This window comes from Streptomyces sp. NBC_00271 (genome assembly GCF_036178845.1).
Taxonomy (GTDB): Bacteria; Actinomycetota; Actinomycetes; order Streptomycetales; family Streptomycetaceae; genus Streptomyces.
In genome coordinates this window covers 6,715,648-6,730,085 of the sequence record NZ_CP108070.1, presented here as the reverse complement: position 1 = coordinate 6,730,085, position 14,438 = coordinate 6,715,648, and the positions used below count along the sequence as shown (strand labels likewise).

At 69.5% G+C, this 14,438-nt stretch carries 12 protein-coding genes and 1 pseudogene; 7 read left to right on the top strand and 6 right to left on the bottom strand.

Annotation, left to right across the window (positions count from 1 at the left end):
• Positions 1-14: 14 nt before the first annotated feature.
• Positions 15-1,208 carry an RtcB family protein gene (locus tag OG798_RS30585; RefSeq protein ID WP_267063894.1) on the bottom strand — a complete coding sequence of 398 codons (1,194 nt, stop codon included), beginning with the start codon at positions 1,206-1,208 and terminating at the stop codon, positions 15-17.
• A 213-nt stretch (positions 1,209-1,421) separates the two neighbouring features.
• Here OG798_RS30585 and OG798_RS30580 point away from each other — a divergent pair, with 213 nt between their 5' ends.
• The 3 genes from OG798_RS30580 (at position 1,422) to OG798_RS30570 (ending at position 4,828) form a co-directional block, all read left to right on the top strand.
• A complete protein-coding gene (locus OG798_RS30580) occupies positions 1,422-2,258 on the top strand; it encodes a hypothetical protein (RefSeq protein WP_095853245.1) in 837 nt (278 codons plus the stop codon).
• A 147-nt stretch (positions 2,259-2,405) separates the two neighbouring features.
• Positions 2,406-3,302 (top strand): DUF3558 domain-containing protein, encoded by an 897-nt coding sequence (locus tag OG798_RS30575; protein WP_267062534.1) that lies wholly within the window; start codon positions 2,406-2,408, stop codon positions 3,300-3,302.
• A 203-nt stretch (positions 3,303-3,505) separates the two neighbouring features.
• Positions 3,506-4,828: a DUF2637 domain-containing protein gene (locus OG798_RS30570; RefSeq protein WP_328760098.1), complete on the top strand. Its 1,323-nt coding sequence runs from the start codon at positions 3,506-3,508 to the stop codon at positions 4,826-4,828.
• Positions 4,829-4,901: 73 nt separating this feature from the next.
• Here OG798_RS30570 and lysS read toward each other — a convergent pair whose 3' ends face one another.
• Positions 4,902-6,644, bottom strand: coding sequence for a lysine--tRNA ligase (gene lysS / locus OG798_RS30565; RefSeq protein WP_095857869.1), 1,743 nt, complete (start codon positions 6,642-6,644; stop codon positions 4,902-4,904).
• Between the two features lie 146 nt (positions 6,645-6,790).
• Here lysS and argS point away from each other — a divergent pair, with 146 nt between their 5' ends.
• The 3 genes from argS to OG798_RS30550 all read left to right on the top strand — a co-directional run bounded on the left by argS (position 6,791) and on the right by OG798_RS30550 (position 10,682).
• Entirely contained in the window at positions 6,791-8,563 is a 1,773-nt protein-coding gene (gene argS, locus OG798_RS30560) for an arginine--tRNA ligase (RefSeq protein WP_095857870.1), read from the top strand.
• Positions 8,564-9,022: 459 nt separating this feature from the next.
• Complete coding sequence (locus OG798_RS30555; protein WP_095853248.1) at positions 9,023-9,622, top strand: lamin tail domain-containing protein; 600 nt, start codon at positions 9,023-9,025, stop codon at positions 9,620-9,622.
• Positions 9,623-9,800: 178 nt separating this feature from the next.
• Positions 9,801-10,682, top strand: a complete 882-nt coding sequence (locus OG798_RS30550; RefSeq protein ID WP_267062533.1) for a DUF4253 domain-containing protein — start codon at positions 9,801-9,803, stop codon at positions 10,680-10,682.
• A 144-nt stretch (positions 10,683-10,826) separates the two neighbouring features.
• On the opposite strand, the gene OG798_RS30545 is transcribed toward OG798_RS30550, so the two are convergent.
• From OG798_RS30545 to OG798_RS30535, 3 genes and pseudogenes are all read right to left on the bottom strand, one after another.
• Positions 10,827-11,729, bottom strand: a complete 903-nt coding sequence (locus OG798_RS30545) for an SAM-dependent methyltransferase (protein ID WP_095853250.1) — start codon at positions 11,727-11,729, stop codon at positions 10,827-10,829.
• Positions 11,730-11,846: 117 nt separating this feature from the next.
• Positions 11,847-12,155 (bottom strand): annotated as a pseudogene (locus OG798_RS30540) (transcriptional regulator); the annotation flags it as partial.
• A complete protein-coding gene (locus OG798_RS30535; protein ID WP_267062532.1) occupies positions 12,110-12,376 on the bottom strand; it encodes a helix-turn-helix domain-containing protein in 267 nt (88 codons plus the stop codon). The gene OG798_RS30535 and the pseudogene OG798_RS30540, both read right to left, overlap by 46 nt.
• Before the next feature lie 162 nt (positions 12,377-12,538).
• On the opposite strand from OG798_RS30535, the gene OG798_RS30530 reads away from it, so the two are divergent.
• The gene (locus tag OG798_RS30530) at positions 12,539-13,249 is read left to right on the top strand and encodes a DUF4232 domain-containing protein (protein ID WP_095853252.1); all 711 of its coding nucleotides are present in this window, start codon (positions 12,539-12,541) and stop codon (positions 13,247-13,249) included.
• 4 nt (positions 13,250-13,253) lie between these two features.
• Here OG798_RS30530 and hemB read toward each other — a convergent pair whose 3' ends face one another.
• Positions 13,254-14,267 carry a porphobilinogen synthase gene (hemB, locus tag OG798_RS30525; RefSeq protein ID WP_095853253.1) on the bottom strand — a complete coding sequence of 338 codons (1,014 nt, stop codon included), beginning with the start codon at positions 14,265-14,267 and terminating at the stop codon, positions 13,254-13,256.
• Between the last annotated feature and the right edge of the window lie 171 nt (positions 14,268-14,438).

Sequence of the window (14,438 nt, the reverse complement as noted above, 5' to 3'; positions counted from 1 at the left end):
ACCCTTAATGATCTCTAGCCCTTCACGCAGACGACCTGCTTCAGCTTCGCCACGACCTCCACGAGGTCGCTCTGCTGCTCGATGACCTGCTCGATCGGCTTGTACGCACCCGGGATCTCATCCACGACGCCGGAGTCCTTACGGCACTCGACGCCCTGCGTCTGCTCCTCCAGGTCCCGCGTCGAGAACTTGCGCTTCGCCGCGTTGCGGCTCATGCGCCGGCCCGCGCCGTGCGACGCGGAGTTGAAGGCCTTCTCGTTGCCGAGTCCCTTCACGATGTACGAACCCGTGCCCATCGAGCCCGGAATGATTCCGTACTCGCCGGAGCCCGCGCGGATCGCGCCCTTGCGGGTGACCAGCAGGTCCATTCCGTCGTACCGCTCTTCGGCAACGTAGTTGTGATGCGCACTGATCTCCTGCTCGAAGGTCGGCTTCGCCTTCTTGAATTCCTTGCGGATCACGTCCTTCAGGAGCGCCATCATCAGGGTGCGGTTGTACTTCGCGTACTCCTGCGCCCAGAACAGGTCATTGCGGTACGCGGCCATCTGCGGAGTGTCCGCCACGAAGACCGCAAGATCACGGTCGACCAGCCCCTGGTTGTGCGGGAGCTTCTGGGCGACGCCGATGTGGTACTCGGCCAGTTCCTTGCCGATGTTGCGCGAACCGGAGTGCAGCATCAACCAGACAGAACCGGTTGTATCTGTGCAGACCTCGATGAAATGATTCCCCGATCCGAGCGATCCCATCTGCTTAATGGCACGCTCCTGACGGAATTTGACCGCTTCGGCGATGCCATCGAACCGCCCCCAGAAGTCGTCCCACCCACTCGTCGCCAGCCCATGGAAGCCGCCCGGCTCGACCGGGGAGTCGTGCATCCCCCGTCCCACCGGAATCGCCTGCTCGATCTTCGACCGAAGCCGCGAAAGATCCCCCGGCAGATCATTGGCCGTGAGCGACGTCTTGACGGCAGACATCCCGCAGCCGATGTCGACCCCCACCGCCGCCGGACACACCGCGTCACGCATGGCGATGACCGAGCCGACCGTCGCGCCCTTGCCGTAGTGGACGTCCGGCATGACGGCGAGCCCCTTGATCCACGGGAGCGTGGCCACGTTCTGGAGCTGGCGCAGGGCCACGTCCTCGACCGACGCCGGGTCCGTCCACATGCGGATGGGCACCTTGGCACCCGGTATCTCTACGTACGACATAACATCCTCATTCCCCCGACAAACAACAAAAGTCATAGAACGCAAAACCCGCGCCAAGGTCGACGTATCGGACAACGGACCGGCATCCACGGCTGTGCGTGCGATACACATTGTCTGCAGGGGCCGCCCCCGTGCGGCAACCGAATAACCACAGGACAGCACCACAGAGCATCCCGGCCACAGGCCCCGGGAGCCGTCGAGAGGAGCCCGACCGTGCAGCGGAAGGCGTACGTTCCCGGCATCGCCGCGCTCCTCGCGGCTCTGCTGGCCGGCTGCACCGGAGGTTCGGGAAGCAACAGCAAGGCGGCCGACCCCAAGCCGGGCGACGTCAGCGTGAACACCCCGGCCGCCCAGCCGGGCAAGTACCGCACGCTCCCGGAGGCCTGCGCCGCGGTGAGCCACGACAGCCTCGACTCCCTCCTGCCCGGCATCAAGCAGATCACCGACCCGGACCAGCGCGACACGGCGTACGAGGGCCAGGCCACCCTCACCTACGACACCGACCGCCGCGTCGGCTGCGGCTGGAAGGTGGAGTCCACGGACGCCACCGACCATCTCAGCGTCGACTTCGAGCGCGTGGTCTCGTACGACAACGCGGTGAGCGACGACTCCCGCGCCGAGGACATCTACGCGACCGAGGAGACCGCGGCGAACCTCCCCGAGGCCTCCGCTTCGGCCACGCCGTCCGACACGGCTTCCGCCACCGGTTCCGCCACCGCCACCCCCTCGGCGACCCCCTCCACGTCCGCCTCCTCGACCTCCTCCGCCTCCGCCTCGACCTCGGCCGGCCCGAGCCAGACCCCCGCCGACCTCCAGCCCCGCAAGCTCAGCGGCCTGGGCGACGAGGCGTTCCTCGACGACAAACTCAACTCTGGCTCCTCGACGGCCCAGCAGCGCACCGTGACTGTGGTGTTCCGCACGTCCAACGTGATCGTGAGGATCGAGTACGCCGAGCAGCCGACCGCTTCCACCGGCACCCCGGACAGCGAAGAAATGCAGGACAAGGCCCGGAATCTGGCACGGAAGCTCGTCGACCGGTTCAACGACTAGCGGGTCCGCCGGGGCGCAGGGGCACCCCACGCGAACCCCTCGAACGGGAAACGCATGACTGCCTCACCGCGTACCGTGGCCCCTCGGACCCGACCGGCCGCACCAGCCACGTGCGGTCGCACCACGAGCGCCACGAGTGAAGGAACCATGCACCGACCAGCACAGCGAGTAGGCCGAGCCCCGCGACTCACCCGCATCCTTGTCAGCGCAGCCGCCGTCCCGGTGGCGCTCGCCGCCGCCGGTTGTTCCTCGGACTCCGGCTCCGGCTCGGGATCGGGTTCGAGCGCCGACAACGCCGCCCAGAAGGGCACGGCCGCGACCTCGTCCGTGTCCCCGAGCACCTCCGCGGACGCCGTCAAGCCGGCCGCGTACGCGACGCTGCCGGCCCCCTGCTCGGTGTTCTCGAAGAAGACGCTGGGCGAACTCGTACCGAAGGGTCTGAAGTCCGCCAAATCAGGCAAGTCGGACGACGCGAAGGACCGCAGCAGCTGCTCCTGGAACAGCCTCGACAACAAGGGCGTCAAGGGTTCCCAGTTCCGCTGGCTGAACGTCTCCCTGCTGCGTTTCGACTCGGACGCGACCCGCGGTGAGGGCAACCAGCTCGCGCAGGCCTACTACGACAAGCAGGCCAAGGAGGCGCAGACGGTGATCGGCGCCACGGGCGCCCGGTCGGAGCCGGTCTCCGGGATCGGCGACGCGTCGACGGCGGTGCGCTACGACCTGAAGAAGAAGGAAGGCTCCTTCAAGCAGCAGACGGTCGTGACGCGCGTCGAGAACGTCGTCATCACGCTCGACTACAACGGCGCCGGTCTGGCCGGCGACAAGGCCCCCAGCGCGGACGACCTGACGAAGGCCGCGGAGAAGGCCGCCAAGGAGGCGGTGGCCGCGGTGGCCTCCGCGAACAAGGACGGCAGCCGGGCGACCACCGCCCCGTCGAAGTCGGCCTCCCCCTCCAAGTCCGCGAGCCCGTCGAAATCGGCCTCACCGTCGGCATCGGCCAGCTCCAAGCCCTCGGCCTCGGCGTCGGCCACCAAGAAGAACTGACCTTCGAGAAGTACTGACATTTCACGGGCGTCGGCGCGCAACTCGCCCGCCCAGCAGGGCATTTGACGGAGTCCGGTGACCTCACGGGCCGGGCTCCTGCCATACCGGCCGCCCGTGCGCCGTACACATGTGCCACCCTGTTGCGCGCAACAACACGCAAGGAGAGGGGAGTACGGGTGTCCGCGCCAATCCAGCTCACACGAATGCACCGGATTCTCATCGGTGTGGTCGTCGCCGGTGCGCTCGTCATCGCGGGTATCGGCTTCGCGGGTTCGTACGCGGCCGTGCGCGAGCTGGCCCTCAAAAAGGGCTTCGGGAACTTCGCGTACGTCTTCCCGATAGGCATCGACGCGGGTATCTGCGTCCTGCTCGCCCTGGACCTCCTGCTGACCTGGATCCGCATCCCCTTCCCGCTGCTGCGCCAGACGGCGTGGCTGCTGACGGTCGCGACGATCGCCTTCAACGGCGCGGCGGCCTGGCCGGACCCGCTGGGCGTCGGCATGCACGCGGTCATCCCGGTCCTGTTCGTGGTCTCCGTCGAGGCGGCCCGGCACGCGATCGGCCGGATCGCGGACATCACCGCCGACAAGCACATGGAGGGCGTCCGCCTCACCCGCTGGCTGCTCTCGCCCATCCCGACCTTCCTCCTCTGGCGCCGCATGAAGCTGTGGGAGCTGCGCTCCTACGAGCAGGTCATCAAGCTGGAGCAGGACCGCCTCGTCTACCAGGCCCGCCTCCACTCCCGCTTCGGGCGCGCCTGGCGCCGCAAGGCCCCGGTGGAGTCCATGATGCCGCTGCGCCTGGCCCGCTACGGTGTCCCGCTCGCCGAGACCGCCCCCTCCGGCCTGGCGGCGGCGGGCATCGAGCCGGCCCTCCTGCCCCCGGCGCCGCAGTTGGAGGTGGCGCGCGAGCCGGAACCGACGGCACCCGTCGTGCAGAGCAACGCGGCGTCTGTCCGGGAACAGCTTCCCGCCGCTGGGGCGAACGAGCCCCCCGAGCAGCCGGAGGACTACGCCGAGCCGCAGAGTCAGTGGCTTCAGGCGCGGAACCCCCAGTCCGTCGCGTATCAGGGCGGCTACGACCCGACGTACGACCCGGATGTCGCGTACCGGCAGTGGTACGAGGAGCAGCAGCAGGCCGAGCAGTTCGAGGAGCAGCAGCAGTTCCGGGCTCGGCGGGAGTTCGAGGAGCAGCAGCGGTTCGAGCAGCAGACGTTCCCGCAGCAGCGGTACGAGGAGCAGCCTGCCCCCGAGCCCTCTCCGGAGGACACCGGCACCTTTCCGATCCCGTCCGGCCCGGGCCGTACCCGCGAGCTGGGTGCGGGCGGCGGCTCGGAGCCGACCGAGGAGGACTACTACCTGGTCTTCAAGAAGTCGATAGACGGCAGCTATCCGACCTCGGGCCAGTTCAGGGGCGACGTGGAGGCGACGTACGGCACCACGCTCCCGCCGCGCGAGGCCGACCGCTTGGTCAACCGCTTCACCAACCGCCACACGGCGGAACTCCAGGAAGATCACATCGCGTAGGCACGTCAGCGTGCAAAAGGAAGGGGGCGCCCGGTGTTCACCGGGCGCCCCCTTCCTCGTACAGCCGAAGGCCCTACGCGCCGAGCAGCTTGCGCACCCGGTCCTGTCCGACCGCGAGCAGCAGCGTGGGCAGGCGCGGTCCGGTGTCACGCCCGACCAGCAGGTGGTACAGCAGCGCGAAGAAGGTGCGCTGGGCGACCTTGATCTCCGGCGGGAGCTCCTTGGCGGTGGCGTCGGCGGGGAAGCCGGCCTGGACCTTGGGGACGCCGTAGACGAGGTGGGTGAGGCCGTCCAGGGACCAGTTCTGCTCGAGTCCGTCGAGGAGCAGTCGCAGCGACTCGCGGCCCTGGTCGTCGAGCGACTTGAGCAGGTCGACGTCGGGCTCGTCGCGCACGACGGTGCGCTCCTCGGCCGGCACCTGGGTGTTGATCCAGGTCTCGGCCTTGTCGAGCCGGGGCCGGGCCTCGTCCAGGGAGGCGAGCGGGTTCTCGGGGTCGAGTTCGCTCAGGATCCGCAGGGTCTGGTCCTCGGCGCCGGCGGTGATGTCGGCGACGGAGGCGAGGGTGCGGTACGGCATCGGGCGGGGGGTCCTGGGCAGCTCTCCGGCGGCGGTGCCGACCGCGCGGGCGTACGCGGCGGCGTCGGCCGGGAGGACCGAGCCGTCGGCGACCTTGCCCGCGAGCTTGTCCCACTCGTCGTACAGCCGCTGGATCTCCTGGTCGAAGGCGATCTTGAACGACTGGTTGGGTCGGCGGCGGGCGTACAGCCAGCGCAGCAGCTGCGGCTCCATGATCTGGAGGGCGTCGGCCGGGGTGGGCACCCCGCCCTTGCTGCTGGACATCTTGGCCATGCCGGAGATGCCGACGAACGCGTACATGGGCCCGATGGGCTGCTTGCCGCCGAAGATGCCGACGATCTGGCCGCCCACCTGGAAGGAGGACCCCGGCGAGGAGTGGTCGACTCCGCTCGGCTCGAAGATGACGCCCTCGTAGGCCCAGCGCATGGGCCAGTCGACCTTCCAGACCAGCTTGCCGCGGTTGAACTCGCTCAGCCGGACGGTCTCGGAGAAGCCGCAGGCGGAGCAGGTGTAGGCCAGCTCGGTGGTCTCGTCGTCGTAGGAGGTGACGGTGGTGAGGTCCTTCTCGCACCGGCCGCAGTAGGGCTTGTACGGGTAGTACCCGGCGGCGGAGCTGCCGTCGTCCTCGGCGGCGGCACCGGAGCCTTCGGCGGCTTCGAGCTCGGCCTCGTCGACCGGCTTCTGGCCCTGCTGCTTCTTCGCGGGGCCCTTCTTGGTCCGGTACTGGTCGAGGATCGCGTCGATGTCACCGCGGTGCTTCATCGCGAACAGCACCTGCTCGCGGTAGACACCGGAGGTGTACTGCTCGGTCTGACTGATGCCGTCGTACTCGACGCCGAGCTCGGCCAGTGCCTCGACCATGGCGGCCTTGAAGTGCTCGGCCCAGTTCGGGTGCTGCGAGCCCTTGGGGGCGGGGACGGAGGTCAGCGGCTTGCCGATGTGCTCGGCCCAGGAGTCGTCGATGCCGGGGACGCCGGCCGGGACCTTGCGGTAGCGGTCGTAGTCGTCCCAGGAGAGCAGGTGGCGCACGGTGTGCCCGCGGCGGCGGATCTCGTCGGCGACCAGGTGCGGGGTCATGACCTCGCGGAGGTTGCCGAGGTGGATCGGGCCGGAGGGGGAGAGCCCGGACGCGACAACGACCGGTTTGCCCGGGGCTCGACGCTCCGATTCCTCGATGACCTCATCCGCGAAACGGGAGACCCAGTCGGTGGTCTCGGTGCTCTGAGCCACGATCGGCACGTCCTTCTTTCTCATACGCCAGTACGGCTGACCCCACCATTCTCCCAGCTCGGGCGTGAACCGCGAAAACGGCTTTTCACCGCATGGGATACTGGCTTTCCTGTACTCAGAAACTCCCGGAACCCGAGCAGAACGGCAGCCACTCCATGGCCTCGGTCACGTCCCTCACCGCCTCCGTCCACCAGCGCCTCGCGGACGCCCTCTCGGCAGCCCTGCCGGAGGCCGGTTCCGCGGACCCGCTGCTGCGACGAAGCGACCGGGCCGACTTCCAGGCCAACGGGATCCTGGCCCTCGCGAAGAAGGCGAAGGCGAACCCGAGAGAGCTGGCGACGCAGGTCGTGGCGCGGGTCGAGTCGGGTGACGTGATCAAGGACATCGAGGTCTCCGGGCCCGGCTTCCTGAACATCACGATCACCGACAAGGCCATCACCGAGAACCTGGCCGCGCGGTACGAGGACGGCGAGCGCCTCGGTGTGCCGCCGGCCGAGAACCCGGGCACCACGGTCATCGACTACGCGCAGCCGAACGTGGCGAAGGAGATGCACGTCGGTCACCTGCGTTCGGCGGTCATCGGTGACGCGGTGGTCCAGATCCTGGAGTTCACCGGCGAGAGCGTGGTCAGGCGCCATCACATCGGCGACTGGGGCACCCAGTTCGGCATGCTCATCCAGTACCTGATCGAGCACCCGCACGAGCTGGACCACAAGGGCGCGGCGGAGGTCTCCGGCGAGGAGGCCATGTCGAACCTGAACCGGCTCTACAAGGCGGCGCGGACGCTCTTCGACTCCGACGAGGAGTTCAAGACGCGGGCGCGGCGCCGGGTGGTCGACCTCCAGGCGGGCGAGCCCGAGACCCTCGCCATGTGGCAGAAGTTCGTGGACGAGTCGAAGATCTACTTCTACTCGGTCTTCGACAAGCTGGACATGGAGATCCGGGACCCGGACGTGGTCGGCGAGTCGGGCTACAACGACATGCTGGACGAGACCTGCCGCCTCCTGGAGGAGTCGGGGGTGGCGGTCCGCTCGGACGGCGCGCTCTGTGTGTTCTTCGACGATGTGAAGGGCCCGGACGGCAACCCGGTCCCGCTGATCGTGAAGAAGTCGGACGGCGGCTACGGCTATGCGGCGACCGACCTCTCGGCGATCAGGGACCGTGTCTTCAACCTCAAGGCGAACACCCTCGTCTACGTGGTCGACGCCCGTCAGTCCCTGCACTTCAAGATGGTCTTCGAGACCGCGCGCAGGGCGGGCTGGCTGGGCGACGACGTGCAGGCTCAGCAGCTGGCCTTCGGCACGGTGCTGGGCAAGGACGGCAAGCCGTTCAAGACGCGTGAGGGCGAGACGGTCCGGCTGGTGGATCTCCTGGACGAGGCGATCGAGCGGGCCACCGCCGTCGTGCGGGAGAAGGCCGAGAAGGTGGGTCTGAGCGAGCAGGAGATCGAGGAGAACGGCCGGTACGTCGGTATCGGCGCCGTGAAGTACGCGGACCTCTCGACCTCCGCCGTCCGGGACTACAAGTTCGACCTGGACCAGATGGTCTCGCTGAACGGCGACACGTCCGTGTACCTCCAGTACGCGTACGCCCGTATCCGGTCGATCTTCGGCAAGGCCGGCGATCGTGCGCCGCTGGCCCACCCGGAGCTCGAACTGGCCCCGGCGGAGCGGGCGTTGGGTCTGCACCTGGACCGGTTCGGGGAGACGCTGGACGAGGCGGCCGTCGAGTACGCGCCGCACAAGCTGGCGGCGTACCTGTACCAGCTGGCGTCGCTCTACACGACGTTCTACGACCAGTGCCCGGTCATCAAGCCGGCGCCGGCGCAGGAGGTCGCGGAGAACCGCCTCTTCCTGTGCGACCTCACGGCCCGCACGCTTCACCAGGGCATGGCCCTGCTGGGCATCAGGACGCCCGAGCGTCTCTGATCTCCCGCAGGGCGCCGAGCCCGGCGCACCCGACCCGTAGTACCTGATCCCGTAGGCCGCTGACGCGCCTGCGGGATCAGGCGTTTCCGCACCCGGACGCGCGTACGCACGATCACCCGAGCGGGTACCCCTGTCCGCTCGGGACTGTTACTCACTTTCGGGTGACGGCGGCGGTCGCGGACGGGTGGCGCGGCGTGGCGAAGAAGTGGCGCAGGCCAGTACTGATGCGGCCACACCCCCCGAAGGGGCGTCAACCCGACACACCTTCACAAAACGTGCGCACTACATGCGACTATCACGACAATGTCGTTGATCAGCAACGCCCTCCGATTCCAGGACGTAGCGGAGCACTTCAGTCGGCAAGCTATGCGGTGTCCGGCCAGCAGGCCGGGTGCACGAACAGCGGGCCGACAGCACGATCCTGTCGCCACGGCCCGCCAGTACCCCAAGGGGGCACCCATGACCGCTTCGCAGACCTTCACGGCCCGTCGCCTGGCCGCCGCCGCTCTGTCCGCCGCCGCGCTGGTGGGGGCAGCCGCCCTGCCGGCGGTGGCCGACGGATCAGGGCCGCGCGATTCGCGGGTGGAGATCAGCAAGGTCCAGTACGACGCCCCGGGACACGGCTCCAGGTCCAACCGCTCGCTGAACGAGGAGTGGGTGCAGATCACCAACAGCGGGCGCGAGAGCGTGAACCTGGACGACTGGACGCTGTCCAACCGTCAGGGCCGCGTCTACACGTTCCACCACCTGCGCCTGAACGGTCACTCCACCGTCCGCGTCCACACCGGCTTCGGCCGTGACACCTACCGCGACGTCTACCAGGACCGCCGCAACTTCGTCTGGGACGACCGCAAGGACACCGCCACGCTCCGCAACGACCACCGTCGCGTGGTCGACACCATCTCCTGGGACGCCAGGCACCACGGCGACGACGGTCGCGGCCACGGCGACGGTCGTGGCCACGGCGACGACCGCGGACACGGCGACGACCGTGGCCACGGCAGTGACCGCGGACACGGCGACAACCACGGCGGCGGTCCGGGCCACGGCCACCGCTGACCCCTGGCGGGTCGGGACCGGCGTACGGACTGCGCCTTCCTCGACCCGCGCCTGACCCTCTTCGCGCGGCGTGCCACGAACCACCTGTGGCACGCCGCGCACGTGTGTCCCGGCCGTCCAGGACCTCGTACGCGGACCCCGAGGCGCGTTGTCAGTGGCGGGCCCTAAAGTCACCGACATGGCGACACTTCCGAACCCGCTGCCCTCGCTGGCGGCAGATCCGAGCGGGCGCGCGCTCGGCCTCGAACTCCCGCCCGGGAAACTGATCGACGCGACAGACGAGGGCCCCTGGCACGAGCCGTTGCTGTGGCACGCCGAGGCGCCGGCCACCCCCGGAGACTGGGCCACGCTGGGTTCCGCCCCCCGCACGGCCGGCCTGCTCCCCCTCCTCATAGACGTCGGCGGCGGCCAGGGCGGCCCGGAGGAATGGGAGTTGATGCCCGAGGAGACGTCGTATCCGGGGGATCACGACGCCGACGAGGTACTGGCGGGGTACTGGGAGGAGTACGCGGAGGACGAGCTCGAAGCCGACGCGGACTACCCCGGCAAGGAAGCGGTCACCGAACTCTTCGGTGAGGCGAAGGAGTTCGCCGAGACGATCGCGCCGCACGGCGTGCAGTGGCCCGGCCTGGCGCCGGCCACCGCGCCCGAGGCGGACGCGGACGACCGGGCCACCGAGGTCGCCGACTCCCTCGCGGGCGGCGGCTCCTGGCTGAAGGAGCCGCGCCTCGCCCTGGTCCCGGCGCGCCGCAGCGCGGACATCCCGGCGGCGATCGGCTGGTCCGGTCCGGTGAACTACGAGGGCGACGTGGCCCGCCTCTGCGCGGTCCTGCGCTCCTGGGAGGACCGCTTCGGCGTACGGGTCGTGGCCCTCACCTTCGACCAGCTGGTCCTGTCGGTGGCGGCCCCGCCCACGACGGCGGCCGAGGCCGAGGCGGTGGCCGCCGAGCACTTCGCCTTCTGCCCGGACAACATCACGCAGGGCGAGAGCGAGACGCTGCGCGCGTACGCGGCGGACGAGGTGCTCGGCAGGCGGGTGTGGTCCTTCTGGTGGGACTGACCGGCTCCCTGTCCACCGAAGCGAGTCTTTCAGGGGCGCGGGGAACTGCGCGCCCAGCCCCCACCGGCCCGCAGGCGGCGAACGCACCCGGGGGCTGGGGGCGGAGCCCCAGGCCGGGACGGGTAGGGGCGGCGGGGGCGGGAGTCAGGGCTTGATGCCCGTCACCCCGTACACATTGATGTCCGCGTCCGTCACGTCATTGATGTCGCGATAGCGGATCTTCTCGATGTCGTCGAGGCCGGCGAAGTACGTGGGATCCACCTTCTCGGGGAGCGGAGCCGCACCGTCGGGCCGCCAGCGGTGCACGGGCACGACACCCGGCTCCTCCACCTCGAGCCCGTTCTCCGTGAAGAACCGCTCCACCTCGGCCCTGGACCGCAGCACGAACGTGAACCCCCGCTCGGTGAACGTCCGCTGAACCGCCCGGATGTTCTCCGCGTTGAGATCCTCGGTGAGGTGGCTGAGCACGAGCCGGCTGCCCGAAGGCAACGCCTCCACCAGCTCACGCACGATCGGATAGGCCGCCTCGTCCTCGATGAAGTGCAGGATCGCCACCAGCACGAGCGCGATCGGCTGCTCGAAGTCGAGGGTCTTCGCGGCCTCTTCGAGGATCCGCGCGGGCTCCTCGAGGTCCGCGTCGATGTAGTCCGTCCGCCCCTCGGGCCCACTGGTGAGCAACGCACGCGCGTGAGCGAGCACAACGGGGTCGTTGTCGACGTACACGACCCGCGACTCCGGAGTGATCCGCTGCGCGATCTGGTGGACGTTCTCCTGCGTCGGCAGCCCGGTACCGATGTCCAGGAACTGGCGGATACCCGCTTCCTGGGTCAGCGTGGTGACCGCCCTGCGCAGGAAGTCCCGGTTGTGCCGGACGTCGAGGTACCCGCGCGGATTGGCCACGACCGCCGCGGCGGCCGCGGACCGGTCGACCGGGTAGTTGTCCTTGCCCCCGAGGAAGACGTCGTAGACGCGCGCCGGGTGCGCCTTGGTGGTGTCGATCCTCCTTCTCAGCTCGGCGGGGTCCTGGCTGAGAGCATCACCGGGCATAAAGCCTCTCCCTGGAGAGTCGCGTCATTCAACGGGCAACAACGTAACTCCTAGGGGGACTTGATAGTGCCCGTCTCCTGGCTAACCTGTCGCGGCCGTCTCCCACTCGCTGCCGCCGTCGTGCGCCCGCGCGTCCGCGAAGACGTAGAAGACCTCGGGATCGGACTCGCTGACCTCGTAGGGGAAGTCCCGCTGCCCGGCCTTGGGCGGGGTCACGGGCCGCACCGCGTCGAGATCCACGGCGAAGGACTTCGCCTCCACGCCGCCGCAGCAGCCGACGCCCATCGCGTAGACGTTCCAGGCGAGCGGCGCGTTCTTCCCCACCACCCGCACGTGCAGCCCGTCCAGGACCACGGTGGCCTTCCCGGTCCCCTGCACGGTCAGCGCGAGCATCTGCTCCTGACCGGCGACCCCGCCGAGCGCCGTGCCTCACCCGCGAGCCGCTCCACGGGTGCGTAGTCCGTCGGTACGGCGTCCCCGTTGACGTACCGATGCGGCGTGGACGTACTCACGTGCAGCCGCTTCGCGAGCACCCCGTAACTGAGTCCGGACCGCTCCTTCAGCTCCCGCAGCAGCCCCGCGATCTCGTCCCCGTCCACCGTTCCTCCACCCCCCGTGTCCCGGTCCGCGTTCCAGGGGGACGACATTCCGCCTGGTCAGACCCCCTGCGAACGTTCCGGCGTCCCGTATCCCCCGGCAACCGTGGCGCCCGGGACGGATCAACCGACAAGCTGTGGTCATCCCAGCACGCCGCTCCCCTCGACCGGTCGAGCGGCCACCGACCAGCCACACCCACAGGGGGATCACCCATGTCCGCACGCACCGCCCGCACCCGCCTCCTCGCCGCCACGACGGTCGCGCTCGCCGCGCTCGCCCTCACGGCGTGCGACAACGGAAAGGGCGTACGTGACGAGGGTCCGTCCGCCGCGTCCCATTCCTCGTCGCAGCCGACCGCGTCCACGGCCGACGGCGGTACGACGGCGAAGCCGGCGGGTGAGACGGGAGGCTCGACGGCCGCCCCCAAGAGCACCACCACGCCGGGCACCACCACGGCGGGCACCAGCGGCGGCTCCGGCTCCGCGGGCAAGAACGGCGGAGGCACCACGACCACCCGGAACCCCGCCTGCAACGGCGCCAACACCAAGACCACCGCGACCGAGGTCTCCCGCCCCCTCAACCACCTGCTCCTCACCGTCACCAACACCGGTGCGAAGAACTGCGATCTGACCGGCTACCCGATCGCCCGCTTCGGCGAGGCCCAGTCGGTCCCGCCGGTCGCCGAGTCGACCCACCCCCAGGCGGTCGTCACCCTGACCCCGGGTGAGTCCGGCTACGCGGGCGTCCTGCTCTCGGCCGCCGACGGCAGCGGCAGCAACGGCTACACGGCCAAGACCCTGGTCGTCGGCTTCGCCAAGGGCAGCAGCGCGACCCCGGCGCTCCCGGCGAAGGGCGTACACGTGGACGACAAGCTCACGGTGACTTACTGGCAGCAGAGCCTGGACGACGCGCTGGCCTACTGAGCGCCTACTGAGCGGCTGCCGGGCCCTGTCGGAGCTTCTGCGCGACCTCGGTGGCCCAGTAGGTGAGGATGTTCTGGGCGCCGGCCCGCTTGATGCCGGTCAGCGTCTCCAGGATCGCCTTGTCACGGTCGATCCAGCCCTTCTCGGCCGCCGCCTCGATCATCGAGTACTCGCCGGAGATCTGGTAGGCGGCCACGGGCACGTCGACGGAGTCCGCGACCCGCGCCAGGATGTCCAGATACGGTCCCGCCGGCTTCACCATCACCATGTCGGCCCCCTCCTCCAGATCGAGGGCCAACTCCCGCAGGGACTCCCGCGCATTGGCGGGGTCCTGCTGGTACGTCTTGCGGTCGCCCTTCAGCGAGGAGGCCACGGCCTCCCGGAAGGGCCCGTAGAAGGCGGAGGAGTACTTCGCGGTGTAGGCGAGGATGGCGACGTCCTCGCGCCCGATCTGGTCCAGGGCGTCCCGGATGACCCCGATCTGCCCGTCCATCATCCCGCTGGGCCCCACCACGTGCGCCCCGGCGTCGGCCTGGACCTGGGCCATCTCGGCGTAGCGCTCCAGGGTCGCGTCGTTGTCGACGCGGCCCTCCGCGTCGAGCACTCCGCAGTGCCCGTGGTCGGTGGTCTCGTCGAGACACAGATCGGACATGACGATCAGTTCGTCGCCGACCTCGGCGCGCACGTCGCGGAGGGCGACCTGCAGAATCCCGTCCGGGTCGGTCCCGGGGGTTCCGACAGCGTCCTTCTTCGCGTCCTCCGGCACACCGAAGAGCATGATCCCGGAGATCCCGGCCTCCACGGCCTCCAGCGCGGCCTTCTTCAGGCTGTCGCGCGTGTGCTGCACGACGCCGGGCATCGCCGCGATGGGAACCGGCTCGCTCACACCCTCCCGTACGAACGCGGGGAGGATGAAGTCGGCGGGGTGCAGCCGGGTCTCGGCGACCATGCGCCGCATGACCGGCGTCGTACGCAGCCGCCGCGGCCGCGTACCGGGGAAGGATCCGTACTTCGTCATGCCCTCTACGCTACGCCCGCCCCTCCACTCCCCTTGCCGACACCGTGCCGGTACCCGTTCGTTCGGTGACGGCCGGTGGAGCACTGGGGCGCAGCCCCGTGCTTCAGGGGCGCGGGGAACTGCGCGACCGGCCCCCACCCACCCGCAGCCGAAAAACACGCGGGGGGTATG

Bases quoted from the DNA above. Each gene is read 5' to 3' on its own strand.
- OG798_RS30555 (WP_095853248.1), top strand. From the start codon at position 9,023: ATGACCGCTTCGCAGACCTTCACGGCCCGTCGCCTGGCCGCCGCCGCT.
- OG798_RS30550 (WP_267062533.1), top strand. From the start codon at position 9,801: ATGGCGACACTTCCGAACCCGCTGCCCTCGCTGGCGGCAGATCCGAGC.
- OG798_RS30585 (WP_267063894.1), bottom strand. From the start codon at position 1,208: ATGTCGTACGTAGAGATACCGGGTGCCAAGGTGCCCATCCGCATGTGG.
- OG798_RS30570 (WP_328760098.1), top strand. From the start codon at position 3,506: ATGCACCGGATTCTCATCGGTGTGGTCGTCGCCGGTGCGCTCGTCATC.
- argS (WP_095857870.1), top strand. From the start codon at position 6,791: ATGGCCTCGGTCACGTCCCTCACCGCCTCCGTCCACCAGCGCCTCGCG.
- OG798_RS30575 (WP_267062534.1), top strand. From the start codon at position 2,406: ATGCACCGACCAGCACAGCGAGTAGGCCGAGCCCCGCGACTCACCCGC.
- OG798_RS30545 (WP_095853250.1), bottom strand. From the start codon at position 11,729: ATGCCCGGTGATGCTCTCAGCCAGGACCCCGCCGAGCTGAGAAGGAGG.
- OG798_RS30530 (WP_095853252.1), top strand. From the start codon at position 12,539: ATGTCCGCACGCACCGCCCGCACCCGCCTCCTCGCCGCCACGACGGTC.
- OG798_RS30535 (WP_267062532.1), bottom strand. From the start codon at position 12,376: ATGTCGTCCCCCTGGAACGCGGACCGGGACACGGGGGGTGGAGGAACG.
- hemB (WP_095853253.1), bottom strand. From the start codon at position 14,267: ATGACGAAGTACGGATCCTTCCCCGGTACGCGGCCGCGGCGGCTGCGT.